Consider the following 24390-nt stretch of genomic DNA (forward strand, 5'->3'; position numbering starts at 1 on the left):
AATAAATTTTTAAAAGAGTTAAATCAATGAAACTTTTATTTTTTAGTAAATCGCATCATAGCAATGTCACCAGAAATAAGATTGAGAGTCCTGCCATCATCTGTCACGTCATAAGAAGTTATTTTTTGCAAAGTGCTCATAAATACTTGTTCTCCTTGTCCGTCCTGGCACATCATTTTTGTCATCGCCATAGGTTGAGTGAAATCAATTTTATTACCGTCTAGAATCAGTTTTCCGTTAAAAGAATTACAACTGCTGTTCCCTGAAATATGATTTTCTTTCAGGTCAAAATTTATAGTTGGTTTTTTAGTTGGATATAATCCATCGAAAGCGATTCTTGGACCCGAAATATAATTTAGTTCCCAATTTCCCTCTAGCTTAGAAACTGAATCTACTTTTTTGCATTTACACGAAATTAGTATGGCGCTTAAAAAAACCAGGATAAAAACATTCTTCATCATAACGTTAAAGATTAAATATTAATGAATTAGAAAATCGAATTTGGGAAAATTTTCGTTAAAAACCTCTACGAATTTAAACAATATTTTTGTCTTCAGCCTCAAACTATTAGTAAAATACGACTAATAGTTTTAGATTTTTTTAACTTAAGACGTTAAGTTATATCGTATTTTTTATGTTAAATTTACTTAATCTTTAATTTAAAAGCCTCACGTATGAAAAAAATAATAGTTTCTTTCGCTATAATTGCCGCCTTAATTATTGGCTGTAAGACGAGTACAAAGTCGAATGATGCCAAAACTTTAACTGTAAATTTAGAGCCAAAAAGTAATAGCACTGTAAGCGGAACAGCTACTTTTACAGAGAAAAACGGAAAAGTAACGTTTGTTGCAAAAGTTGCCGGATTACAGCCTGGAGTTCACGCTATACATATTCACGAAAAATCAGATTGTACTGCTGCCGATGGAAGTTCAGCTGGCGGACACTGGAATCCAACCTTTAAAAAACACGGAAAATGGGGAGTTGGTGAATATCACAAAGGAGATATTGGAAACTTCACTGCTGACGCAAAAGGAAACGGAACCATTACATTAACTACCGATGAATGGTGTGTTGGTTGTGGAGACGAAACTAAGGATGTTTTAGGCAAAGGTTTAATCGTACATCAGGGAACAGATGATTTCACGACACAACCAACTGGAAATGCCGGCGGTAGGGTTGCCTGCGCAGGGATCATCAAATAAAAATACAATAACCACTATTTTTTCACAAAATCTAGTGGTTATTTCATTTTAAAGTAATTCTAAAACAAGAAAAAGATATAGCTTTGTAGCCTCAAACAAAAGTTAATGATTAACCCATCAGCACCAGGTTGGATAGATAAGTTTTTTAGCGAACAAAAGTTTTCAGAAGCTATTCCTTTTGAGACTAATGAATCGTTTTACGATAAAGTCAGAGCAACCGGATTTATTTATGGGCATATCATTTCGATTGATTCTCAAATTCCTATTCCGATAAAAGGCTGGTTCAAAACCGAGATTTCTAAAATTGCCTTGTTAAATACTTTGTATGGTGTTTTTTGTCTGGAAAAAAGAAATTCTGAACCAAACAATTTCACTACTGAAGTTTTAAAATTTTATAAAGAAATGAATCCTGAAGGATTTAGTCTGTTTAAAATTTTACTTCCAAAAGATACTCCTTCCCTTTCATTAGAAAGTATAATCGATCAGAGAGTACAAACTAATGACAGCATTATCAGTAAAAACTTTTCGCATCTGGTAACCAATGCCTTGTTATTTATTGATGTATTAGCTTTTAGACAATATTTAGAACATGGTGCAATTCCGGAGAAATATTTAAAGCGAATTGAAGAAACCGTTCTTGGTATTGTTGGCTTGGCCTTAAAAACCAAAACAATAAAATCGCAGCATGATGATTTATTAATTAAGCTTTTTGAAGCTTCTATTCGCTATTCGAAATTTTCAAAAGTTACGGTTGATACTTTAGAAACTTTACAATTAGAATATTTTACTAATAAACTGGAGCATTATTACCTGATCGATATGGCCGGAATGGCTTTATGGAGTGATGGCGTGGTAGAGAATGAAGAAGCTTACTTCTTATATTCTTTAGGATCAATGATGCGGGTTTCAGACGATTTTGTAACGCACAGTATTGATACTACTAATTCGTTCATTACAACACATAAAAAGAAGATACCGTATTTTAATTATTCGAATCCGGTAAAACATTTTTATGATCAAATGACACACACGGTCGTAAAATTGATTATTAGAAATAAAAACAGACTGGTTAAGGAAATTGTTCAGAGTAAAGAATTAATGGTACTGCTGGCTTATTCTACCACCAGAGACTTGGATGCCAAGGAAAAGAAAAAAGTAAAAAAACAGCTTTTGGATATCTGTAAAACGATTCCATCACTTACTATCTTTTTACTTCCCGGCGGAAGTTTGTTGTTGCCGATCTTAATAAAGTTTATTCCAACGATGTTACCATCAGCCTTCAACGAAAATCTAGACGAAAACGAATAAAAAAAATCGCCCTTTTGAGGCGATTTTTTATTCTTATAATTTTATCTAGTTATAGATTACTCAATTGATATACATCATCCAATTCAGCATTCGAACTAATATTTACATTTAAATCAGTTACAAAACCTGAATTTAATCCGTAAACCCATCCGTGAAGCATTAGATCCTGACCATTTTTCCATGCTCCTTGTACAATTGAAGTTTTTGCTAAGTTATAAACTTGCTCTTTAGCATTGATTTCAACAAAAGCATTAAAACGCTCTGTTTCATCTTCAATCGAATTTAAGTATTTATCGTGTAAACGGTACTCGTCTTTAATATGACGAATCCAGTTGTCGATAATTCCAACTGACATATTTCCCATAGCTGCTTTTACACCACCACATCCATAATGTCCACAAACAATAACGTGTTTTACTTTTAAAACATTTACTGCATAATCCAATACACTTAACATATTCATGTCTGAGTGAACAACCATATTAGCAATATTACGGTGTACAAAAACTTCACCCGGCTTAGCACCAATAATTTCATTTGCAGGAACACGACTATCAGAACATCCAATCCATAATAATGGTGGAGTTTGTCCTTTTGCTAAATCTGCGAAATAATTTGGGTCTAATGCTAATGATTTTTCAACCCACTCTTTATTGTTTTCTAATAACTGCTCATAAAACTTTCTCATTCTTTTTTATTTTAAATGGAATTTCTATATGTTTAAACACATCAAAGTAACCTAACTGTAAAGTTATTTAATTTTTGATAATTCTCACCGTTTAGAAATCCCTTAATTTATTTAATTTGTTTTAAATTTCTATTTTGAGGTTTCCTTTTTAACCAATGCTCTCTTCGCAACATCATAATAATGTTCGATTGTAACATGATTGTCTTTGTCAGGTGTATTCTCTAACTCGTAAGCTTTCTTAAAGCCTTTCAGTTTTACTTTGATATTTTCATCAATAGCACGAGTTTCTTTAAACTCACGAATTAAATCCAAAACATCGTGTGCAATATATTCTGTATCGTGTGCGTTGATAATGACTTTTGAGTTTTCAGGAATCTCATTTAATGTCAACTTAATAGCTGCTTTGTTCAAGAAAGAAACTTCCTGAGCTAAGTCGATATGAATAACATCGCCGTCTTCGTATTCTTCTTTTTTAAAGCTGTAAGCTCTTTTCAGGTTTCCTCTCAGTACAAAAATAATACTGATGATAATTCCTAATGCAACACCTTTCAATAAATCTGTCGCTACAACAAATACTAAAGTGGCAATAAAAGGCACGAATTGGTATTTTCCTTTTTCCCAGAAATGGAAGAAAGTTGCCGGTTTAGCTAGTTTGTATCCAACTAATATTAAAACAGTTGCTAAAGTAGCCAACGGAATTTTATTTAATATTGCCGGAATACTCAATACACTTACTAACAAAAGTACACCGTGAATAATAGCTGACATCTTAGATTTTGCACCTGCATTATTATTTGCAGATGATCTAACTACAACTGATGTCATTGGTAAACCTCCTAAAAGTGAACTCACGATATTACCAATTCCCTGAGCTCTTAACTCAACATTTGTGTTGGTATAACGTTTTTGAACGTCCATTCTGTCAGCAGCTTCAATACATAGTAAAGTTTCAATAGAAGCTACAATGGCAATTGTAACAGCTACTACCCAAACCTGCGGATTTGTTACGGCAGCAAAATTTGGCGTAATAAGAATTGATTTAAATTCGTCAAAAGATTTTGGAACTGGCAAAGAAACCAAATGTTCTTTTGCAATTGCCAATGAGCTTCCTGTAGAAGTAAAAACTTCATTTAAAACTACACCTGCAATAACCGCGATAAGTGCTCCCGGAACTAGTTTTAGTTTCTTCAAAAAAGAAACTTTATCCCAGGCAATTAATATTACAAATGAAACTAACGAAATAACTACAGCTCCTAATTGAATATGATTAATTACATCAAATAAAAAGGAGAATGAATTGCTACCATCATTCTGAATAAAAGCCTGATCACCCTCAAAGTCAGCATCATAACCAAAAGCGTGTGGCAATTGTTTCAGAATAATAATAATCCCGATACCCGCAAGCATTCCTTCGATTACATTGGTTGGAAAATAATTTGAAATACTTCCGGCTTTTAAAAATCCTAATGCTAATTGAATTAATCCAGCAATAAAAACAGACATTAAAAAAACATCGAAGGCACCCAAATCAGTGATAGCGGTAAGAATAATAGCTGTTAAACCAGCTGCCGGACCGGATACACTAATATGTGACTGGCTTAAAAAACCTACCACAATACCACCAACAACACCTGCGATAATTCCAGAGAATAACGGCGCTCCAGAAGCCATTGCAATACCTAAACACAATGGAAGAGCCACCAAGAAAACCACCAAACCTGAAGCAAAATCAGATTTAAGGTTGGCAAAAAGATTAATTTTTTTTGACATAATACAATACTAAAAATTGATACATTAAAGATCTACTGCATTTACTATAAATACAGTTAGTTTAAAATAATCGGAAGTATTATACTAAATTGGGAGGTGGAGCAAATATGCTCGGCGAAATATTGTCTAATTTTACAATATTTTCAGACACGATAGTCTTTTTTTCAATATAAACAGGCATTACAACTTCATGGTGAAGTATTGCCGGATAAACCGCAGCCTTTAGTTCTTTGTGTGAATGCTCCTCTTCAGAAAAACTGAAGAATATAGACGTATCATTACTTTTCTTCATCAACGTCACAACAGTAGGCGTTGCCAGGAAAGCAATAAATATGAATAATAATATGCGAGCGACTAATTTCATTGTCGCAAAAATAGTGTTAAACAAATAAAATCAAAGCCTGAAGCAAAAATTTTTATAGAAATTTAACATTCATAAAAAAAGCAGTATCATCTATAGCGATAATGCTGCTTTTTAAATTATTTATAAACAACGAATTACAACTCTTCTTCAAGCCATGCATTCATCATCCAAATCGTTTTTTCCTGCTCCGCAATGAAGTCACTCATCATAGAATTTGTCCCTTCATCATTGATTTCAGCTGACTGATTTAAGATTTCTCTTTCAATTTTAAGTAAATCTGATAAAGAATGTACGATCAATTGAACTGCTTTTTCATCATTTGAAATATTTTTTCCAACTGTCAATTTGTTATTTTTTATGTAGTCTTCAAAAGTATGTAAAGGAGTTCCGCCAATTGTCAAAACTCTCTCCGCTATCATATCAATTTTTAATTGAGAATCTGTGTATAATTCCTCAAATTTTACATGTAAATCAAAGAAACGTTTTCCTCTAATATTCCAATGTATCCCTCTTAAATTTTGGTAGTAAACCTGAAAATTAGACAATAAGACATTCAATTCTTTTACTAACAATTCTGACTCTTTTACAGGTAATCCTAAAATATTCGTTTTCATCTTTTTATTATTTTACAGTAAGTTACTACAAATTTAAAGTAACTCCTTAAAAAAAGTTATAAAAAAAAATTATATTTTCTTATTTTTGCATCACAAAATACTATCAAAATGACGATAACTCAATTACAATATGTGTTAGCAGTTGCCGAACACAAAAACTTTACCCTTGCTGCCGAAAAATGTTTTGTGACGCAACCCACTTTAAGCATGCAGATTCAGAAAATTGAAGAAGAACTTAACATTTTAATTTTCGACAGAAGCAAAAAACCTATTCAACTTACAGACATTGGTCAGAAAATTGTAAATCAGGCTAAAAATATTGTAAACGAAGCAGATAGAATCAAAGATATTGTAGAACAGCAAAAAGGTTTCATTGGAGGAGAATTCCGTTTGGGAATAATACCGACGATTATGCCAACTCTTTTACCAATGTTCCTGAACAATTTCATTAAAAAATATCCAAAAGTAAAACTCTTAATCGAAGAGCTGAATACAGATGAAATTATTGTGAAACTTAAAAATGGCCATCTTGATGCTGCCATTGCCGCTACTCCGCTTGAAGATGAAAAAATAAAAGAAATTGTGTTGTATTTTGAGCCGTTTGTAGCTTACATACCGGAACAACATGCTAATTTTCAGAAAGAAGAAATTGAGGTAGCCGACTTAAATATCAACGAAATTTTGCTTTTGCAGGACGGACATTGTTTTAGAGATGGTATTTTGAATTTATGCAAAAACGGAACTGATGTCGAACAAAACAATTTTCAGATTCAAAGCGGAAGTTTTGAAACGCTGATAAAATTGGCCGACGAAGGCTTGGGCACAACGTTACTACCGTACTTGCACACCATGGATTTAAAAGATTCCGATAAACTGAAACTACGTAATTTTAAGGAACCAAAGCCTGCCCGTGAGGTAAGTTTAATTTACCCGAAGAGCGAATTAAAAATGCAAATCATTGACGCACTTCGATCAACCATTGCCGGAGTTGTAAAAGGAGCAATTGTTTTTCAGAATGTGCAAATCATCAGTCCGCTATCAAAGAAATAAAAATAAAAAAGGAGCCAATTTGGCTCCTTTTTTTATACTTTTATTAGTAGTAGACTTTGTTTTAATTCTGGTTTTTCAATAATAAAATTCAATAACCATTCTTGCAATTGTTCCATCTCATACGGTAACAGTGTTTTGATAGCTTTTTCCAGCTCTTTGCAGAAAAGTATCGGATCGAAACTAACTCTCTCAAGTATTGATTTCGTGTAATCAAACATCATTTTTGACATAATAAAATAAGATTTTTGGGGGTTATCTATATTTCTAAACTCGCACCAAATTTAAACAAATAACATATACAAAGCTTTATTTTAACTATTTTTTTTAAAAACTTTAGCAACGAAACCGTTTTCTTAGTACAGATAAATCAATATAGAACCATTATAAATAACTAATTTAAACCCTTTTAAAGGCTCGAAACATCTCTCGTTTTCCCGGCGGACCCGCTAACTTTTCGACTGTAAAACCAACAGCAATCATACTTCTTTTAACAACTCCACGAGCAGCATATGTAACTAAAACACCATTTGGTTTTAAACTATTGTACATTTTCTGAAAAATTTCAGTACTCCATAATTCGGGTTGAACCCGATACCCGAAGGCATCAAAGTAAATCAAATCAAAAGTTTCAAAATCATCTATTTCATCAAAAAATTGTTTTCTTTTGGTTAACGAGAACTGATCGCAAATTTCTACTTTATTATCCCATTCACATTTATGCATTTTCTCAAAAATGTTATGAAATTCCAATGCTTCCAGCTCTTCTACATAATTCATAGCTAAAACTTCTTCAGCATTTACAGGGTATGCTTCTACCCCAACATAATCAATCTTCTGATTTTTTTTATCTGATTCTAAAAAAGTAATAAAAGCATTTAATCCAGTTCCAAAACCTATTTCAAGAATACTAACCGGGTCTTTTTCAAATAAAGAAAGTCCGTTTTTTATAAATACATGTTTTGCTTCCTGAATGGCACCGTGTTTCGAATGATAACATTCATCCCATTCTTTCAAATGAATTGTAGTTGAACCATCTAGCGTTTTAATTATTTCTCTTTCCACCTTTTCAATATTTACAATCTGATTTTATACTTTTTCAGACCATTTTACTAGTCAAATTTAGTCAAAACAAATGCGTAAAGCCTTAAAAAACGATACTTTTTTCATAAATTCTTTATAAAAGTCAGTGATTTTTTTAGGTTTATTATAAGATAAATAAATCTCAGTTAAAGGCCGTAATTAATACAGTTTTAGCAAGTAATTTATATATTTTTACTTAATTTTGCATTTAATAAAACCTATTTTACACCAAATCATCACGTTAGAAGTCTTTCTGTTGAGATGAAAATTAGATAAAACATATATTATTATGAGTACAACTCAAACAAGCAAAATTGAAATCAGAAAAGCTACATCTTCCAAAATAAGCGCGGTAGACTTTGAAAACTTAAACTTTGGTGCTGTTTTTACAGACCATTTATTCGAATGTGATTTTAAAAATGGAGAATGGCAAAATCCTGTCATTAAGCCGTATGCTCCTATTTTAATGGATCCTTCTTCAAAAGTCTTTCATTACGGTCAGGCTATTTTTGAAGGAATGAAAGCTTATAAAGATGAAAATAATGATGTTTGGTTGTTTAGACCTGATGAAAACTACAAACGTTTCAATAATTCTGCTGTACGTATGGCAATGCCAGAAGTTCCGGAAGCTATTTTTATGGATGGTTTAAATGAATTATTGAAAATCGATCAGGAATGGATTCAAAGAGGAAACGGAGCAAGTATGTACATCCGTCCCTTTATGATTGCTACAGGACCTGGTGTTATTGCAAATCCGTCTGACGAATATAAATTCATGATTTTACTTTCACCTGCAAAATCATATTATGGTGGCGAAGTAAAAGTAATTATAGCTGAACATTATAGTAGAGCTGCAAATGGTGGAATTGGAGCTGCAAAAGCGGCTGGAAATTATGCTGCACAGTTTTACCCAACTAATTTGGCTAACAAAGACGGCTTCCAACAAGTAATCTGGACAGATGATGCAACGCATACTAAATTAGAAGAAGCGGGAACAATGAACGTTTTCTTCAGAATTAATGACACTTTAATGACTGCTCCAACAAGCGAAAGAATTTTAGATGGTATTACCAGAAAAAGTTTGATTGCTATGGCTGAAAAAGAGGGATTGAATGTAGAGGTTCGTCCTGTTCTTGTATCAGAATTAGTAGAAGCGGCTAAAAACGGATCTTTAAAAGAAATTTTTGGAGCCGGAACTGCTGCCGTAATTAGCGTAATCAAAGGATTCTCTTATCAGGATGTTTATTACGAAATGACTCCAATTGAAAATTCTTATGCTTCTTTATTAAAAGAAAAACTAACAAGTCTTCAAAACAAGCTTTCTGAAGATACTTTTGGCTGGACTGTTAAGGTTCAATAATCAAAAGATATTTATAAAAACAAACCCGACAGATTCTGAGAATTTGTCGGGTTTTCTATTTTATAAAAGCTTAGAAAAATCGGGTTTAAAGTAATTTGGACCTTTCATAACTTTTCCGTCTTCACGATAAATTGGCTGACCATCTTCACCTAATTTACTCATATTACTACGCTGAATTTCATCAAAAACAGCTTCAATTTTATCCTGCAAACCATGCTCAATAATGGTTCCGCACAAAATATACATCATATCTCCAAGGGCATCTGCAATTTCAACCAAATCATTATTCTGAACTGCATCGAGATACTCTTCGTTCTCTTCCTTCATTAAATTATAACGAAGATACTTTTTAGTTTCACCCACATCTGCAATCGGAGTTTCACTGTGTCCTATTTTAAAAGCAGTATGAAATTCCTTTACTGCGTCTATTTGTTTTTTCATATGTAGATAAATTTGTTTTTTAATGAAATGAAAAGCCAAATTAGCAACTATTCGTATACAATTCTCTAAATTTGCCAAAAATAATTTTCAACTATGTTTAGTCAGGGACAATTAATATTCGCAGTCTGTTTTTTCATCGCCTTTGTAATCGTAATGATATTTGCTTATCGAAAAGATCTTGCATTGCACAAGATTTTTTATAAAGGAAACTACAAAGTCCTGATCGTCTTTCTACTTTTTATTGCCATCTTATTTGTTATCAAATTCTTTTTTAAAAGATAATTTCGTAATTTATTTCTATATTTAAAAATATAAAATAAATGCCGAAGTTTCACAATTAAACTTCATCAGAATCGTTCTGTTTAAAGTTAATTTTAAGTAGAAACAACAATTTAAAAAGTATACTTTTATTTTTTTTCTGCTATAGTGCGACTAGTAATAAAATTTATAACTTTACGACACCAATCAACCTACCACCAATGAAGATTTTAAAATATTTATTTCTTTTATCGTTATTAAGCTTAGTTGCGCTAACCGTTTTTGTTGCTACACAAAAAGGGATTTTTTCTGTAGAAAGAAGCAAAGTCATCAACTCTCCCCGAGCGACTGTTTACAACTACGTAAACGATTTTAGAAATTATGAAGATTTTGAATCCTGGTCGGTAGAAGATCCTACAATGAGAATGACTTTTCCTAACAAAACAGCTGGTAATGGCGCCTCTTTTTATTGGGAAGGTTCTGAGGGAAAAGGGAATGCCATAACCTTAAAAACAAAAGAAGGAGAAAGCATTCAGCAAAAAATGAATTTTGATGGTACAGCAGCAGATGTCAACTGGACATTTAAAGATACTTTGGCAGGCAAAACAAAAGTAACCTGGAAAGCCAAAGGAACTATGAGTTTCTTATTTAAAATTTACACTGCTTTAAATGGTGGTTCAGATAATATCATTGGAACTATTTCTGAAAAAAGTTTGGCAAACATCGATAAAAATCTGGATTACGAAACCAGAACTTATGCGATAAAAGTTAATGGAGTAGTTAAAAAAATAGAAACCCCATATATCAAACAGACTTTTACAAGTGAAATTTCGAAGGTAAATAAAAATGCACGAATCGTAATTCCAAAGCTTATAGAATTCAGTGAGACAAATAGTTTATCAACTAATGGAAAACCTTTTATCATTTACCATACTTATGACACTGCAAGCGGATTGGCAAAAATTTCAATCTGTTTACCGATAAATAAAGAAATCTCAACAAGTGCAGGAAGTGATATTACGGCAGGAAAACTAAATGGATTTGAAGCCGTAAAAACAACTTTAAAAGGAGATTACATTCATACAAATGAAGCAATTGCCAAAACAACTGCTTTTATCAATAATGAAAAAATTATTCCGGATTTAAGCTGGTCACATCTGGAAATATTGACTATTAGTAAATTGGATACAAAAAGCCCATCAAAACTAATGACGGAAATCTATTTTCCAACAAAACCTAAAGTAATTCCGGTTGCAAAAGTTCCTGTTTATCAACCTCAGACAGAAACTCAAACTGCTAAACCAGCGACTCCGGCTCCTGCTACACCAAAAACAACTGAAGAAGAAGACTCAGAATTCTAAAAAAAAGTAAAGCCAATTAAACCTTTTGCTCCTAATTCATTCTAATCATTATAAGGTTAAAATTCCTAACTTTATATGTTGTAACAAGATAAAGGTTAAAGCTTGACAAACGAGAAGGAGTTTATAGCACAATTATTAGATCCTAAAACGCAAAATATTGCGTTTCAAAAACTCTTGTCTGATTATCAAAAACCTTTGTATAATCATATTCGAAACATTGTTTTGAATCATGATGATGCCGATGATGTTTTACAAAATACTTTTGTAAAAGTGTTTCAGTACCTAAAAAGCTTCAAGGGAGAAAGCAAACTCTTTTCCTGGATATATCGCATTGCAACAAATGAAGCCTTGACATTCCTAAACCAAAAAGCAAAGCTAAACGGAATAACATCCGAAGCTTTACAAAATAAAGCCATAGATAATTTAAAAGCTGATACTTATTTTGACGGGGACGAAATTCAGATTAAACTCCAGAAAGCAATTGTCACCTTACCGGAAAAACAACAATTAGTCTTTAAAATGAAATATTTTGAAGAATTAAAATACGAAGAAATTGCAGAAATTTTAGGAACATCAGTCGGTGCATTGAAAGCTTCTTATCATCATGCGGTTAAAAAAATTGAATTATATGTTACGTCAAATTAAACCTTTTGTAACTAAACCTATCTTATAGACATTATGAAAGCATTTAAATTAGAAAACGAACCGAAAATACAAACCGGATTTAAAACTCCGGATCATTATTTTGATACTTTATCGGCAAAAGTTTTACAACAGATAAACGAGGAAAAAGAAGTAAAAGTAATTCCGATTTACAAACGTAAAAAAGTACTTTCACTGGTTGCTGCTGCCGCAGTTGTAGTAACTCTGATGATTCCTGTAGTAAACAATTACAATGCAACATCAAAAGAACTGGACGAAGCTACTTTAGAGACTTACTTATCTTATCAATCCAATTTAAATCAATATGATTTAGCAAAAGAGCTTGATACTAAAGACATTGAAAAACTTGGCAAAAACGTTGCTCTGGAGCAGGAAACTCTTGAAGATATTTTGTCATCAAATCCTAATCTTGAAAACTTAATTTCAGAATAAAACAAAAACTTAAAAAGATGAAAATTAAAAACATACTACCGCTATTGATGTTCTTAATCAGTTTCTCATTTTATGCCCAAAATGATAAAGTAGATGAAAAACGCGAGAAAATTAAAGCCTACAAAGTATCATTTTTAACAACAGAACTGGAGCTTACTTCTACAGAAGCAGAAAAATTCTGGCCTATTTATAATGCTTTTGATGACAAACAATATGAGTTGCGTCATGAGAAAATGAAAACTTATCTGCGTAAGCTTGATGATGACAAAATTAATTCAATCTCAGAAAAAGAAGCCGCTAGTCTGCTATATCAAATAGAAAGCACAGACAAAGAACTTTATCTTTTGCGTGAAAAATACATGTCAAATCTTAAAAAGATACTTTCGGCAAAAAAAATACTAAAGCTTAAAAAATCAGAAGATGATTTTAATCGCAAATTGCTAAAACAATATCGCGATAAGGCCGGAAAATAATAAAGGAACAACAGCGATAAGCCCCCTATATAATAATACTTGCTTTATTATTTAGGGGGCTTATTATTTTAAACTATTTATTTTCTATTTAAAGCGCAGTCTTACCATTTTATTATGACCTGCCGCAATTGCAGTATTTCGATTAATAAAACGAATTGTAAAAAGCTTTGAATCAGTTGATAATTGCGTCCAGTTTTCTCCTCCATTCTGAGAATATTGTATTCCTTCTGAACCAACACAAATAATTTCTTTACCATTTCCTCCCGGAACATATTGCACACATGATGCATACCCAAATCCCATGTTCTGACCAATTATCTGCCAGGTTTTTCCACCATCAGTAGTAAAGGCCTTGTTTCCAGATTTATTGTTAGGAAGCTCATAATCGCCACCGGCAATAAATCCGTGTTTAGAATCGTAAAAATCAGCAGTAAAAATACCAGTCATTGTTTTCCCCTGCACAATAGGAGTATCAGTTACTTTCCATGTTTTCCCTTTATCAGGAGAATAAAAGACACGTGCTTTTTTACCTCCTGAAACCAGCCAGGTTTCATCTCCGTTTATTACAATATTTGTATTACTTGCTGCAAAAGCCGCTTCACCCTGAGCATTAGTCGGTAATTTATCTGATAATAATTTTGTCCAGGATTCACCTCCGTCACGTGTAACAATAATAGAGAAAGTATCCTCAGTCGGATCTCCTATGGCAATCCCTTCTTTATCATTCCAAAATTGCATACTATCGTAAAAAACTTTAGGATTAATTTCTTTATAAACTAATTTTACTTTGTGATCTTTTTTAGAAACCTGATAAAGAAGTGCGGGATTTCCTACGCTTAATAAAAAGATATTTTTTGAATTTTGAGCAATACTTCTAAACTCTAACTTCAAGGTATCGCGGTAAATATGCTCCTCAAATTTTTCTTTTTTTTCTAAATCATAATATCCAAAACGAGAATTATCTCCACCGTACCAAATTTTATCCTTATCAATAGAAATGGCTCTAATACTAATTTTATCCTTAAACAAAGTATCCACCTGCATCGATGTAAAACCATTAAAAAACAGCTTTTTATCGCTATTATTCAGTGTTTTAAAGGACACGAATAAAACAAAAGCGCAACAAAACAATAATACTTTCTTCATATAGGTAGAGATTTAGGTGTTGCTAAAATACAATTAATTATAACATATAAAATAGCTTTTGTTTTTTTTTCTGGCACAGTAATTGGATATCCCAGAATATTAATCTTAATATGATTTGCCATGAAAGCCAAAGTACTTTTTTTAGTGTTCTTAGCAATAGGTCTTAGCTCTTGTTCTGTACAAAGCCAAACCACAGTATATGCGAAAAATTCAGATATCAGCGATAATTTAGATTTAAGAGCAGTTGCTTCCATTTTTGGAGAATCAGCTAATCTTCAGGATTTTGAAAGACGTTTAAATGATCCAAAATATCAAATCTCAAATCTTGATTTAAATGGAGATGATCAGGTTGATTATCTTCGTGTAATCGAATCTGTAGAATCCCGAACTCACGTCGTAATTATTCAGGCAGTACTTGATCGTGATGTATATCAGGATATTGCGACAATTGATGTAGAACGAGATAATTATAATCAGGTAAACGTACAGGTTGTAGGAAACAGCTATTTATATGGAGCAAACTATATTTATGAACCAGTTTACAGTGTTGTCCCGGTAATTTACACCTCATTTTGGATAACAAACTACAGACCTTATATTTCTAACTGGACTTGGGGTTATTATCCAACTTATTATTATGCATGGAGACCTTATCCAATTTACAGATACCGAAATAATATCAACGTATGCATTAACGTAAATAATCATTACAATTATGTTAACACCCGAAGAAGCTACAGAGCTCCTGCATTGTACGAATCAAGACGTACTTACGGATATGAAAGAATGCGTCCGAACAATAGTTTTGCACAAAGACATTCAAATGTTAGTAATAGATATGAATTAGATCAAAGACGTGTTGCAAGCAGAGAAACAAACAGAAATTCTAATGTTTACAACAGCAACAGATCTAACACGAATAGAGTATCTAATAATACTACAAATTCAAACAGAGATTATAGTCAAAATAGAACAAACTCTGATAGAAACTACAACTCAAATCGTGTTTCATCAAGAGATAATCAAAACAGAGTAAGCACACCTTCAAGAGTTGAAAGTACACAAAGAACTGCTGAACCAAAACGTGATTATACTGAAAACAATAATTCAAGAGGAAATTCTGAAAACAGAATGAATACAAACGGAACTACTGCAACTCCAAGAGTAGAAACTCCGAGAAACTCAGACTATAATACGAATAACTCTAGAGGGAATTCAGAAAACAGAATGAGTACAAACAGAACAGCTTCATCTCCAAGAGCAGAAGCTCCAAGAAACTCAGACTATAATACGAATAACTCTAGAGGGAATTCAGAAAACAGAATGAGTACAAACAGAACAGCTTCATCTCCAAGAGCAGAAGCTCCAAGAAACTATTCTGAAAACAGAGCCAATACTGCAAGACCGCAAACTACTCAAAGTCCTCAAAGATCTGAAGCGCCAAGAGTAAGCCAGGAATCAAGAGGAGGAGGTCAACCACAAAGAGAGAGCAACTCTGGTGGTTCAAGAGGTAACGGTAGAAGAATATAATCGAAACATAGGTTTCAATAAAAACTAAAAGCACAATTGTTTAATTGTGCTTTTTTTTATTTTTACTATTAATTGACGCTAATTTATTTTAAAACAGTAAATTTGCAACCGTCTTTTATAAAAATATACATGAGCGCAGCGCATAAAAACTTACACAGTAAGTTGTCTATTGGAGGTTTATTGATCACATTAGGAATTATTTATGGAGATATTGGTACATCTCCATTGTATGTAATGAAGGCCATACTTGGTGAATATGCAATTAATGCTGATATTGTTTTAGGTGGAATTTCGTGTGTCTTCTGGACTCTGACATTACAAACTACTATAAAATATGTTCTTATTACACTAAGTGCTGACAATCATGGTGAAGGTGGTATTTTTGCTTTGTATGCCCTGGTCAAGAAAACTAAAATTCAATGGCTCATTGTGCCCGCCATTATTGGAGGTAGTGCATTGCTTGCCGACGGAATTATTACTCCACCCATTTCGATTTCCTCTGCTGTAGAAGGAATCAGGGCATTCTATCCAACAATGGAAACTTCAACCATTGTTTATATTGTAATCGGAATTTTATTCATATTATTTACTATCCAACAATTTGGAACTAAACTAGTTGGTAAGTTTTTTGCTCCTATGATGTTAATTTGGTTCGCAATGTTAGGAACATTGGGTACAATACAAGTATTGAATCATCCAGAAGTCATAAAAGCTATAAATCCTTACTACGCTTACCATTTACTATCAATACATCCAGATGGTTTCTTCGTTCTAGGTTTTGTATTTTTATGTACTACCGGAGCTGAAGCACTTTATTCTGACATGGGTCACTGTGGAAGAAAAAACATCAGAATTAGCTGGATTTTTGTAAAAACAACTTTAGTTTTAAATTATTTTGGTCAGGCAGCTTATTTAATTCATCACGAAGGAAGTACGCTACAGCAATTAGGCGGAGAAAACGGAAATCCATTTTATCTTATCATGCCACATTGGTTCTTACCATTCGGAATTGTTGTTGCTACTTTAGCGGCTGTAATTGCTTCGCAGGCTCTTATTAGTGGTTCATTTACTTTGATAAACGAAGCAATGCGTTTGAATTTCTGGCCTAAAGTAAAAATCAAATATCCTACTGAAGTTAAGGGACAATTATATATTCCATCAATTAACTGGTTATTGTTTTTTGGTTGTGTGGGCATCGTATTGCACTTTCAAAAATCTGGAAATATGGAACACGCTTATGGTCTTGCCATTATCTTATGTATGATCATGACAACTATTTTGCTGAATTATTACTTAATCATGAAGCGTGTGAAACTATACTTTATGGTTCCGCTAATCACGATTTATTTATTAATTGAATTCAGTTTCCTTTTTGCTAATATTACCAAATTTGCAGAAGGTGGTTATGTGACTTTAATCATTGCAATACTGCTTATTTCAATCATGACGATTTGGTATTTGGCTAAGAAAATTAATAAAAGCTACACTAAAATCATCAAAATCGATGATTATAAGAAAGTTTTAATGGAGTTGAGCGAAGATCTTTCAATCCCTAAATATGCAACACATTTAGTATATATGACCAATGCGAATCGTGTTGATGAATTGGAGGAAAAAGTAATATACTCCATCTTGCAGAAACGTCCAAAAAGAGCTGATATATACTGGTTCGTACATGTAAACATTTTAACGGAACCTTATAAAACACAATATAAAGTTACTGAAATAGCGAAAGACGATATTTACAGAATTGACTTTAATCTAGGATTTAGAGAACCTACCAAAATCAATTTAATGTTCAGAGAAGTAATTCGCGACATGGTAAAACGTGGAGAAGTTGATATTACAAGCCGTTACGAATCTTTGAACAAAAACAATATTATTGGTGACTTTAAATTTGTATTGTCTGAGAAGTTTTTATCAAATGACAATGATTTAAGATGGCACGAAAACATTATCATGAACTCTTATTTCTTTATAAAGAAACTGAGTTTGTCTGAAGAAAGAGCATTTGGTTTAGATAGTAGTTCTGTAAAAATCGAGAAATTCCCAATGGTGCTTCATGCTCCGGAAAACATCGGATTGACCCGAATTATTAAATAAATCATTTATAAAATAACTTAGAAAAACACTCTTTTAAACTTTATCAGAGTGTTTTTTTTCTTTTACTGAAAGTCGAAAAATAAGAATCAAAATTAAAAATTTAACTTTCAATCAATTAATAGTACCTTTGCAACTCAAATAATTAAAATGAGATTACACAGAAATTTAGTTTATACTACCATCGATTCTTTAAACGCGATCTTCAATGAAGGAGAATATGCAGATAAAGTGGTAGCAAGAGCATTAAAAAAAGACAAACGTTGGGGAAGTTCTGACAGGAAGTTTGTTGCTGAAACGATATACGAAATTGTTCGTTGGAAAAGATTATACGCTGAAATTGCCGAAGTTAAAGAACCGTTTGACAGAGACAATTTATGGAGAATGTTTGCCGTTTGGGCAGTTTTAAGAGGATATCCAATTCCGGATTGGAGACAATTGGAAGGAACTCCTGAAAGAAAAATAAAAGGTCGTTTTGACGAACTTTCAAAAACCAGAGCGCTTAAAGAATCTATTCCAGACTGGATGGATGAATTGGGTGTAAAAGAACTTGGCGAAGCAGTTTGGTCTAAAGAAATTACAGCTCAGAATCAACCTGCAAAAGTTATTTTAAGAACCAATACTCTTAAAGGAACTAAAGAAAACTTACGTAACACCCTGATGGATTTAAATATTGAAACAGAATATTTAAAAGATCAGCCGGAAGCTTTGGTTTTAAAAGAAAGAGCAAATGTATTTTTAACAGATGCTTTTAAACAGGGACTTTTTGAAGTTCAGGATGCTAACTCACAATTGGTTGCTGGTTTCCTTGATGTAAAGCCAGGAATGCGTGTTGTTGACACTTGTGCCGGAGCCGGAGGAAAAACATTGCATATTGCTTCCTTAATGGAAAATAAAGGACAATTGATTGCAATGGATTTGTACGAAAGCAAATTGAAACAATTGAAATTAAGAGCCAAAAGAAACGGCGCCTTCAATATTGAATATCGTATAATTGACACTACAAAAGTGATCAAAAAATTACACGAAAAAGCAGACAGAGTTTTAATTGACGCACCATGCAGCGGTTTAGGCGTTTTGAAAAGAAACCCTGATGCAAAATGGAAATTACAACCTGAATTTATTGATAACATTCGTAAAGTTCAGAGTGAAGTTTTAGAAAGTTATTCTAAAATTGTAAAACCGGGTGGAAAATTAGTTTACGCAACTTGTTCTGTATTACCATCAGAGAATCAGGAGCAAGTAGAGAAATTCTTAAAAACTGAAATCGGAAAACAATTTACATTCATAAAAGATCGTAAAATTTTGGCTTCTGAGTCTGGTTTTGATGGGTTTTACATGGCGTTGTTAGAACGTAAAGCTTAGATTTAAATTCCAAAATAAAAAAATCCCAAATTCCAGATATTAAATTGGAATTTGGGATTTTTCTTTTTTATAATAAATTATCTTTTTATGATTGCAAACTTGGCTTTCTTAATAACTTTCCATTTTCGTTTTCCTTGAATTTCGGAACAAAAACTATTTCTTTTGGTTTTTCGTACTTATCTAAAACATCAAAAAAATCAGAGGCAAAATCTTGTTTTTCACCTTCAATCACCAAAATTAATTTTTCTCCCAAAGCAGCATCCGGTATTCCGGTTACAAAAAATCTGGAATTTAATTTTTCAATTAACTTTGCTTCTATTTGTTCAGGAATCAGCTTCACTCCTCCACTATTAATCACATTATCAATTCTTCCTAAAAAGATAAATTGATTTTCTCTTATTATTTCAACTAAGTCGTTGGTAACAATCGGCTCATCTGAAATTGACGGAACCGTAATCACCAGACAACCACGAGCATCTTGTGCTATTTTTACATTTGGCAAAACAGTAAACACATTTTCCCCTAATTTTTTAGCAGCAATATGGGTAATGGTTTCTGTCATACCATAGGTTTCGTAAATTTCTGTTTTCAAAGGCAATAATTTAGCTTCAAGTGCCGAATCCAATTTTGCTCCTCCAATGATTAACTTTTTTACATTTACCAATTCTTCAATCGAATTTTGAACCTGTAAAGGTACCATTGCAACAAAATCATATTTGGTTTCATTTAGCGCTAACGGTTCTGTACTTGGTGTTACAACATCTAAATCGAGACCTAAAATCAAGCTTCGAACCAGCATCATTTTACCGGCAACAAATTTTACCGGTAGACACAGCAAAGCTTTATTACGAGGCTCTAATTCAAAGAAATCTCCAGTAGCCAATGCCGATTGAATCATAGCTTGTTTCTCTAACTTTACTGTCTTAGGAAGTCCGGTTGTCCCCGAAGTTCTCATTTCGATATAGTCTTTATGATCGAACCAATCCAGTAAAAATTCGCCTATCGCCTGTTCATTTGCATCACCTTCTTTTATATAATCATAAGCCACCCGGCACAAATCAGTTGCATTTAAATGGTATCCATTTATCCTAAAATGGTTGTGGACGTTTTTATGTGTTAATTCTAACATAAGTATTTAGTTTGATGTCTCTAATATACTAATTTTCCCGGTTAATTTTTCTTTCCAATTGCTCCATTTATACTTTTTAGCAAAAATAAACAGCAAAATTGGGTAAACCACAAAAATAGGCAGAATCACATCCAGTCCAGCTGAAGGCTCTGACATATCTTTAAAGATAGAATAAGTCTGAAACACTGACCAATCTGAAGTAACTAATATAGCTCCAACCAAATTATTAGCAGCATGAAATCCTAAAGCCAATTCCATTCCTTCATCCATTAACGTGATGATTCCCAAAAACAATCCGGTTCCAATATAATAAATCATAATAACATAACCCATTTTTGCAACTTCAGGATTAAAAACATGCATTGATCCAAAAATCAGTGAAGTCATTAGAAGCGGAAACCATTTATTTTGAGCCAGATTAGCAAATCCCTGCATTAAATATCCTCTAAAAACATATTCTTCAGTACTCGTTTGTATCGGAATAAATATGGTACCCACTACTATTAAAATGAGGAAAGGAATCAATTTAAAATTCCAGACAAAATTCTCTGGAGATCTCATGTAGATTGCCCAAAAACTAAGAGCGGAAAATAAAGCCCACAACACAAATGAAAATAAAATACGGCTCCAATCTACCCTTTGACGTGATGTCGTTACGGACAAAAGCGTTTGGTTATGCAAATATTTAACAACAAAATAAATTCCGATGAAAGCGAAAGCAAAAGAAATCATGACCAAAAACAAAGTAAGATTGGGATCAAAAACACTCATAGCCCCAGCGTTGTCTGTAGGAAAAGCTTTTTTGTTTACAAAACTGGAATACAAAAGTGCTGCCGAAAAAGGAATTTGCCCTATAAACGATGCAATAATAATCAAAACTGACCCGATTAGATATAGCCAAAATTTATTTTGTGGTTTAATTCCCTGTTCTAAAAACATATTTTAAAATTTAAAAATGAGGATTCAATTTAATAAGTAAATCTTACTTTTGGTGTTGCTAAAATACTTTTTTTTGCATTAACTATTCTTACAACATCCTAAATATAACAAAATGATACAAATTTATCATAATCCACGTTGTGGAAAATCACGAACTTGTCTTGCTTTTATGGATCAGGCAAAGGAGGAATATGAAATTATTCCCTATTTAACTGAAACCCCAACATTTGATGATTTAAAAGTTTTACTTCTAAAATTAGATCTTGAACCACTTCAATTAGTCAGAACTAAAGAAAAAATCTGGATTGAAAATTACAAAGGAAAAACATTGAGTAATGACGAAATCATTCAATCAATGGTAGACAATCCAATTTTAATTGAACGTCCGATTGTGATAAAAGATGGAAAAGCAATTATTGGAAGAGATCTAAATCTTCTTGCTTCTTTTTTAGATTCAATATAAAGTATCACATTAACATTTTTTTGTGATTTCATTCATTAAACCAAAGGCTACTTTTGCGGTCTAAGAGTAAATGAAACCAAAAATAACAATGAAAAAAATCAAATTTGCTGTATTACTTGTTCTTTTTTTTACAAGTTTTTACAATTACGCACAGCAGCCTCCAACAGGTAAAAACAAGGTAAAAGTTACCGGAAAAGTATTCGAAAAAGTTAGTAAACAACCACTTGAATATGCTACAATTTCGATTATGGCTCCAAACGAAACCAAAGTTATTGCAGGCGGAATCACCAACCCAAAAGGTGAATTTGAAGTAGCTGTTGCTCCTGGAACTTATGACATAAAAGTTGAATTTATTTCGTTTAAATCAACCGAAATCAAAGGAAAAAACATTTCAGACGATACTAATTTGGGAGTTGTAAATTTATCAGAAGATGCAGCACAATTGAATGAAGTTGTTGTTCGTGCAGAAAAATCGACGGTTGAAATAAAGCTAGATAAAAAAGTTTACAACGTTGGTCAGGACATGATGGTAAAAGGAGGAACTGTGAGTGACGTTTTAGACAATGTACCATCAGTTTCTGTTGATACAGAAGGAAATGTAAGTTTAAGAGGAAGTGATAATATCCGTATTTTAATCGACGGAAGACCGTCAAACGCGATAAATATTGCCGAAGCTTTACGTCAGCTTCCTGCAGATGCGATTGATAAAGTGGAAGTAATTACAAATCCATCAGCGCGTTATGATGCTGAAGGTGGTTCAGGATTAATTAATATCATCCTTAAAAAAGGTAAAAATCAAGGCTTCAACGGAACTTTTATTGCCTCTACCGGACTTCCTGAAACTTATGGTTTAAGCGCTAATTTAAACTATAAAACAGAAAAATTAAACTATTTCACAACAGCAGGTTACAATTATAGAACTAACGAAGGTGGTGGTGAAACTAATACATCATACTTTAATGCTGATGGTACACCAAAAGGCTTTTTAGATGAAGATCGTGATACGAAAAGAACAAACGACGGGTTTAACGGACGAGCCGGTATCGAATGGACAGTGGCACCAAATACTTTTTGGACAAATGCTATTAACTATCAAAAAAATTCAGGAAATACAACAGATCTAATCAATTATAATAATTATGATGCGGCTCATGCTTTTACCGGATCTTCGTTCCGTTTAAATAATGGTGATACAGGAAGCGAAAATGTTGAATATACTTCTAACTTGATTAAAAATTTCAACGATAAAGGACATAAACTTACTGCCGATTTATCGATTTCAAGAAATACCGACGATAGTAATAGTATTATTACAGCGTCACCAAATTACAATACGACTTTAAACGATCAGGTTCAGAAACAAATCCAGGTACAAGCTGACTACGTTTTACCACTAGGAAAAGGAAGTCAATTTGAAGCTGGATATAAAGGAAGCTTCGGGGATTTAAATAATAGATATTTCGTTACTGACGATCAGGGTGAAAATGATCCAAATTTATCAAACACTTTAGAATACAAAGAAAACATCAATGCACTTTATACTTCATACGGTTTTAAAGTAAACAAATTCTCTTATTTATTCGGTTTGCGTTGGGAAGACACTAACATTGAGGTTAACTTGTTAGATACTAACGATTTCAACACTAAAAAATACAACAACTTGTTTCCAAGTGCTTTTATCAGTTATGAAATCTCAGACCAAAGCAACTTTACAGCCAGTTACAGTAAACGTTTAACGCGACCAAGAGGGCGTTTTATGAACCCTGCGGTAAACTATTCTAGTAACGTTAATATCTTTCAGGGAAATCCAGACCTAGACCCCTCTTTAACAGATAAATATGATATTGGATATATCAAACGTTGGGACAAAGTAACGTTTACAACTTCTGCTTATTTTGAAGACACAAAAGATGTTTTTAGCTTTGTGAGAACTCCAAATGGCGAAGAAGTTAACGGTATTCCGGTTATCCTAAGCAGACCGATCAACTTAGGGAAAGAGCAAAAATTTGGTTTTGAATTTACATTCAATTACAATCCTTACAAATGGTGGAGATTGAACAGCAACTTCAATCTTTACAACGTAAAAACTACCGGATCAAATACTTATATAGACAACAATGGAAAGGAAGTTGTACAGGATCTTGATAACCAAGCGAATACTTGGTTTGCCAGAATTAGTTCAAAAATAACGCTACCATACAAAATAGACTGGCAATTAAACGGCACTTATAACGGTGAACAAAAAACAGCTCAAGGTAAAAACTTAGGTCAGTTTGGTATGAATACCGCTTTTAGCAAGGATGTAATGAAAGACAAAGGAACTATTGCTTTCAACATAAGCGATATTTTCAACTCAAGAATCATGAGATCATACACTTATCTTGAAAACGATACAACTAATGAAAGCCAAACCTCTTATGGTGAAATGCAATTCCGTAAACGTCAATTCAACTTATCGTTTACATATCGTTTCAACAAACCTAAAAACGAAAGAGAAAAGAATGCACAGCCGAGAAACGAAGGTGACGGCGGTGGAGAATTTCAAGGATAATATCATTTAAATTCCAATATTAAAAATTCCAAATTCCAATGAATCAAATTACTGATCGGAATTTGGATTTTTTTATTGGAATTTTTTATTTTTTTAGCATAAA

25 protein-coding genes are annotated in these 24390 nt (G+C 32.8%); 14 read left to right on the plus strand and 11 right to left on the minus strand.

What is annotated here, in order from left to right:
* Nucleotides 1-35 precede the first annotated feature (35 nt).
* Nucleotides 36-461: an META domain-containing protein gene (locus IRZ99_RS08805; RefSeq protein ID WP_194656924.1), complete on the minus strand. Its 426-nt coding sequence runs from the start codon at nt 459-461 to the stop codon at nt 36-38.
* 213 nt (nt 462-674) lie between these two features.
* On the opposite strand from IRZ99_RS08805, the gene IRZ99_RS08810 reads away from it, so the two are divergent.
* Complete coding sequence (locus IRZ99_RS08810; RefSeq protein ID WP_194656925.1) at nt 675-1202, plus strand: superoxide dismutase family protein; 528 nt, start codon at nt 675-677, stop codon at nt 1200-1202.
* Between the two features lie 105 nt (nt 1203-1307).
* Nucleotides 1308-2510 (plus strand): LETM1-related biofilm-associated protein, encoded by a 1203-nt coding sequence (locus IRZ99_RS08815; protein WP_194656926.1) that lies wholly within the window; start codon nt 1308-1310, stop codon nt 2508-2510.
* A 49-nt stretch (nt 2511-2559) separates the two neighbouring features.
* On the opposite strand, the gene can is transcribed toward IRZ99_RS08815, so the two are convergent.
* The 4 genes from can to IRZ99_RS08835 form a co-directional block, all read right to left on the minus strand.
* Nucleotides 2560-3198 carry a carbonate dehydratase gene (can, locus tag IRZ99_RS08820; RefSeq protein ID WP_194656927.1) on the minus strand — a complete coding sequence of 213 codons (639 nt, stop codon included), beginning with the start codon at nt 3196-3198 and terminating at the stop codon, nt 2560-2562.
* A gap of 129 nt (nt 3199-3327) precedes the next feature.
* Complete coding sequence (locus tag IRZ99_RS08825; protein WP_194656928.1) at nt 3328-4968, minus strand: SulP family inorganic anion transporter; 1641 nt, start codon at nt 4966-4968, stop codon at nt 3328-3330.
* Nucleotides 4969-5047: 79 nt separating this feature from the next.
* Nucleotides 5048-5332 (minus strand): hypothetical protein, encoded by a 285-nt coding sequence (locus IRZ99_RS08830; RefSeq protein WP_194656929.1) that lies wholly within the window; start codon nt 5330-5332, stop codon nt 5048-5050.
* A 134-nt stretch (nt 5333-5466) separates the two neighbouring features.
* The gene (locus IRZ99_RS08835) at nt 5467-5946 is read right to left on the minus strand and encodes a Dps family protein (RefSeq protein WP_194656930.1); all 480 of its coding nucleotides are present in this window, start codon (nt 5944-5946) and stop codon (nt 5467-5469) included.
* 108 nt (nt 5947-6054) lie between these two features.
* Here IRZ99_RS08835 and IRZ99_RS08840 point away from each other — a divergent pair, with 108 nt between their 5' ends.
* Nucleotides 6055-6996: a LysR substrate-binding domain-containing protein gene (locus tag IRZ99_RS08840; protein ID WP_194656931.1), complete on the plus strand. Its 942-nt coding sequence runs from the start codon at nt 6055-6057 to the stop codon at nt 6994-6996.
* Between the two features lie 32 nt (nt 6997-7028).
* On the opposite strand, the gene IRZ99_RS21185 is transcribed toward IRZ99_RS08840, so the two are convergent.
* Nucleotides 7029-7226, minus strand: a complete 198-nt coding sequence (locus IRZ99_RS21185; RefSeq protein ID WP_017496117.1) for a hypothetical protein — start codon at nt 7224-7226, stop codon at nt 7029-7031.
* A 166-nt stretch (nt 7227-7392) separates the two neighbouring features.
* Nucleotides 7393-8058 carry a tRNA (5-methylaminomethyl-2-thiouridine)(34)-methyltransferase MnmD gene (gene mnmD, locus IRZ99_RS08845; protein WP_194656932.1) on the minus strand — a complete coding sequence of 222 codons (666 nt, stop codon included), beginning with the start codon at nt 8056-8058 and terminating at the stop codon, nt 7393-7395.
* A gap of 307 nt (nt 8059-8365) precedes the next feature.
* Between mnmD and IRZ99_RS08850 the strand changes: the two genes are divergently transcribed.
* Nucleotides 8366-9436, plus strand: a complete 1071-nt coding sequence (locus tag IRZ99_RS08850; RefSeq protein ID WP_194656933.1) for a branched-chain amino acid aminotransferase — start codon at nt 8366-8368, stop codon at nt 9434-9436.
* 60 nt (nt 9437-9496) lie between these two features.
* On the opposite strand, the gene IRZ99_RS08855 is transcribed toward IRZ99_RS08850, so the two are convergent.
* The gene (locus tag IRZ99_RS08855) at nt 9497-9877 is read right to left on the minus strand and encodes a nucleoside triphosphate pyrophosphohydrolase family protein (RefSeq protein ID WP_194656934.1); all 381 of its coding nucleotides are present in this window, start codon (nt 9875-9877) and stop codon (nt 9497-9499) included.
* A gap of 93 nt (nt 9878-9970) precedes the next feature.
* Between IRZ99_RS08855 and IRZ99_RS21190 the strand changes: the two genes are divergently transcribed.
* From IRZ99_RS21190 to IRZ99_RS08875, 5 genes are all read left to right on the plus strand, one after another.
* A complete protein-coding gene (locus IRZ99_RS21190; RefSeq protein WP_072972699.1) occupies nt 9971-10159 on the plus strand; it encodes a hypothetical protein in 189 nt (62 codons plus the stop codon).
* 197 nt (nt 10160-10356) lie between these two features.
* Nucleotides 10357-11496 carry an SRPBCC family protein gene (locus IRZ99_RS08860; protein WP_194656935.1) on the plus strand — a complete coding sequence of 380 codons (1140 nt, stop codon included), beginning with the start codon at nt 10357-10359 and terminating at the stop codon, nt 11494-11496.
* Between the two features lie 102 nt (nt 11497-11598).
* On the plus strand, nt 11599-12141 hold the full coding sequence (locus IRZ99_RS08865) for an RNA polymerase sigma factor (RefSeq protein ID WP_194656936.1): 543 nt from the start codon (nt 11599-11601) through the stop codon (nt 12139-12141).
* A 33-nt stretch (nt 12142-12174) separates the two neighbouring features.
* Entirely contained in the window at nt 12175-12591 is a 417-nt protein-coding gene (locus tag IRZ99_RS08870) for a hypothetical protein (protein ID WP_194656937.1), read from the plus strand.
* A 17-nt stretch (nt 12592-12608) separates the two neighbouring features.
* A complete protein-coding gene (locus IRZ99_RS08875) occupies nt 12609-13064 on the plus strand; it encodes a sensor of ECF-type sigma factor (RefSeq protein WP_194656938.1) in 456 nt (151 codons plus the stop codon).
* A gap of 84 nt (nt 13065-13148) precedes the next feature.
* On the opposite strand, the gene IRZ99_RS08880 is transcribed toward IRZ99_RS08875, so the two are convergent.
* A complete protein-coding gene (locus tag IRZ99_RS08880) occupies nt 13149-14210 on the minus strand; it encodes an oxidoreductase (protein WP_194656939.1) in 1062 nt (353 codons plus the stop codon).
* A gap of 120 nt (nt 14211-14330) precedes the next feature.
* Here IRZ99_RS08880 and IRZ99_RS08885 point away from each other — a divergent pair, with 120 nt between their 5' ends.
* From IRZ99_RS08885 to IRZ99_RS08895, 3 genes are all read left to right on the plus strand, one after another.
* Complete coding sequence (locus IRZ99_RS08885; protein WP_194656940.1) at nt 14331-15740, plus strand: hypothetical protein; 1410 nt, start codon at nt 14331-14333, stop codon at nt 15738-15740.
* Nucleotides 15741-15869: 129 nt separating this feature from the next.
* Nucleotides 15870-17843, plus strand: a complete 1974-nt coding sequence (locus tag IRZ99_RS08890; protein WP_194656941.1) for a KUP/HAK/KT family potassium transporter — start codon at nt 15870-15872, stop codon at nt 17841-17843.
* A gap of 147 nt (nt 17844-17990) precedes the next feature.
* Nucleotides 17991-19205 carry an RsmB/NOP family class I SAM-dependent RNA methyltransferase gene (locus IRZ99_RS08895; RefSeq protein ID WP_194656942.1) on the plus strand — a complete coding sequence of 405 codons (1215 nt, stop codon included), beginning with the start codon at nt 17991-17993 and terminating at the stop codon, nt 19203-19205.
* An 85-nt stretch (nt 19206-19290) separates the two neighbouring features.
* Here IRZ99_RS08895 and IRZ99_RS08900 read toward each other — a convergent pair whose 3' ends face one another.
* Together IRZ99_RS08900 and IRZ99_RS08905 are read right to left on the minus strand one after the other, a co-directional pair.
* Nucleotides 19291-20334 carry an AMP-binding protein gene (locus IRZ99_RS08900; RefSeq protein WP_194656943.1) on the minus strand — a complete coding sequence of 348 codons (1044 nt, stop codon included), beginning with the start codon at nt 20332-20334 and terminating at the stop codon, nt 19291-19293.
* Between the two features lie 6 nt (nt 20335-20340).
* The gene (locus IRZ99_RS08905) at nt 20341-21273 is read right to left on the minus strand and encodes a CPBP family intramembrane glutamic endopeptidase (RefSeq protein WP_194656944.1); all 933 of its coding nucleotides are present in this window, start codon (nt 21271-21273) and stop codon (nt 20341-20343) included.
* Between the two features lie 112 nt (nt 21274-21385).
* Here IRZ99_RS08905 and IRZ99_RS08910 point away from each other — a divergent pair, with 112 nt between their 5' ends.
* Nucleotides 21386-21736 (plus strand): ArsC/Spx/MgsR family protein, encoded by a 351-nt coding sequence (locus IRZ99_RS08910; RefSeq protein ID WP_194656945.1) that lies wholly within the window; start codon nt 21386-21388, stop codon nt 21734-21736.
* A gap of 88 nt (nt 21737-21824) precedes the next feature.
* On the plus strand, nt 21825-24287 hold the full coding sequence (locus IRZ99_RS08915) for an outer membrane beta-barrel family protein (protein WP_194656946.1): 2463 nt from the start codon (nt 21825-21827) through the stop codon (nt 24285-24287).
* Nucleotides 24288-24390: the final 103 nt, after the last annotated feature.

Source organism: Flavobacterium sp. LC2016-12 (assembly GCF_015351595.1).
In the GTDB taxonomy this organism is placed as follows: domain Bacteria; phylum Bacteroidota; class Bacteroidia; order Flavobacteriales; family Flavobacteriaceae; genus Flavobacterium.

Bases quoted from the DNA above. Each gene is read 5' to 3' on its own strand.
- IRZ99_RS08805 (WP_194656924.1), bottom strand. From the start codon at position 461: ATGATGAAGAATGTTTTTATCCTGGTTTTTTTAAGCGCCATACTAATT.
- IRZ99_RS08810 (WP_194656925.1), top strand. From the start codon at position 675: ATGAAAAAAATAATAGTTTCTTTCGCTATAATTGCCGCCTTAATTATT.
- IRZ99_RS08815 (WP_194656926.1), top strand. From the start codon at position 1,308: ATGATTAACCCATCAGCACCAGGTTGGATAGATAAGTTTTTTAGCGAA.
- can (WP_194656927.1), bottom strand. From the start codon at position 3,198: ATGAGAAAGTTTTATGAGCAGTTATTAGAAAACAATAAAGAGTGGGTT.
- IRZ99_RS08825 (WP_194656928.1), bottom strand. From the start codon at position 4,968: ATGTCAAAAAAAATTAATCTTTTTGCCAACCTTAAATCTGATTTTGCT.
- IRZ99_RS08830 (WP_194656929.1), bottom strand. From the start codon at position 5,332: ATGAAATTAGTCGCTCGCATATTATTATTCATATTTATTGCTTTCCTG.
- IRZ99_RS08835 (WP_194656930.1), bottom strand. From the start codon at position 5,946: ATGAAAACGAATATTTTAGGATTACCTGTAAAAGAGTCAGAATTGTTA.
- IRZ99_RS08840 (WP_194656931.1), top strand. From the start codon at position 6,055: ATGACGATAACTCAATTACAATATGTGTTAGCAGTTGCCGAACACAAA.
- IRZ99_RS21185 (WP_017496117.1), bottom strand. From the start codon at position 7,226: ATGTCAAAAATGATGTTTGATTACACGAAATCAATACTTGAGAGAGTT.
- IRZ99_RS08850 (WP_194656933.1), top strand. From the start codon at position 8,366: ATGAGTACAACTCAAACAAGCAAAATTGAAATCAGAAAAGCTACATCT.
- IRZ99_RS08855 (WP_194656934.1), bottom strand. From the start codon at position 9,877: ATGAAAAAACAAATAGACGCAGTAAAGGAATTTCATACTGCTTTTAAA.
- IRZ99_RS21190 (WP_072972699.1), top strand. From the start codon at position 9,971: ATGTTTAGTCAGGGACAATTAATATTCGCAGTCTGTTTTTTCATCGCC.
- IRZ99_RS08860 (WP_194656935.1), top strand. From the start codon at position 10,357: ATGAAGATTTTAAAATATTTATTTCTTTTATCGTTATTAAGCTTAGTT.
- IRZ99_RS08870 (WP_194656937.1), top strand. From the start codon at position 12,175: ATGAAAGCATTTAAATTAGAAAACGAACCGAAAATACAAACCGGATTT.
- IRZ99_RS08875 (WP_194656938.1), top strand. From the start codon at position 12,609: ATGAAAATTAAAAACATACTACCGCTATTGATGTTCTTAATCAGTTTC.
- IRZ99_RS08880 (WP_194656939.1), bottom strand. From the start codon at position 14,210: ATGAAGAAAGTATTATTGTTTTGTTGCGCTTTTGTTTTATTCGTGTCC.
- IRZ99_RS08885 (WP_194656940.1), top strand. From the start codon at position 14,331: ATGAAAGCCAAAGTACTTTTTTTAGTGTTCTTAGCAATAGGTCTTAGC.
- IRZ99_RS08890 (WP_194656941.1), top strand. From the start codon at position 15,870: ATGAGCGCAGCGCATAAAAACTTACACAGTAAGTTGTCTATTGGAGGT.
- IRZ99_RS08895 (WP_194656942.1), top strand. From the start codon at position 17,991: ATGAGATTACACAGAAATTTAGTTTATACTACCATCGATTCTTTAAAC.
- IRZ99_RS08900 (WP_194656943.1), bottom strand. From the start codon at position 20,334: ATGTTAGAATTAACACATAAAAACGTCCACAACCATTTTAGGATAAAT.
- IRZ99_RS08905 (WP_194656944.1), bottom strand. From the start codon at position 21,273: ATGTTTTTAGAACAGGGAATTAAACCACAAAATAAATTTTGGCTATAT.
- IRZ99_RS08910 (WP_194656945.1), top strand. From the start codon at position 21,386: ATGATACAAATTTATCATAATCCACGTTGTGGAAAATCACGAACTTGT.
- IRZ99_RS08915 (WP_194656946.1), top strand. From the start codon at position 21,825: ATGAAAAAAATCAAATTTGCTGTATTACTTGTTCTTTTTTTTACAAGT.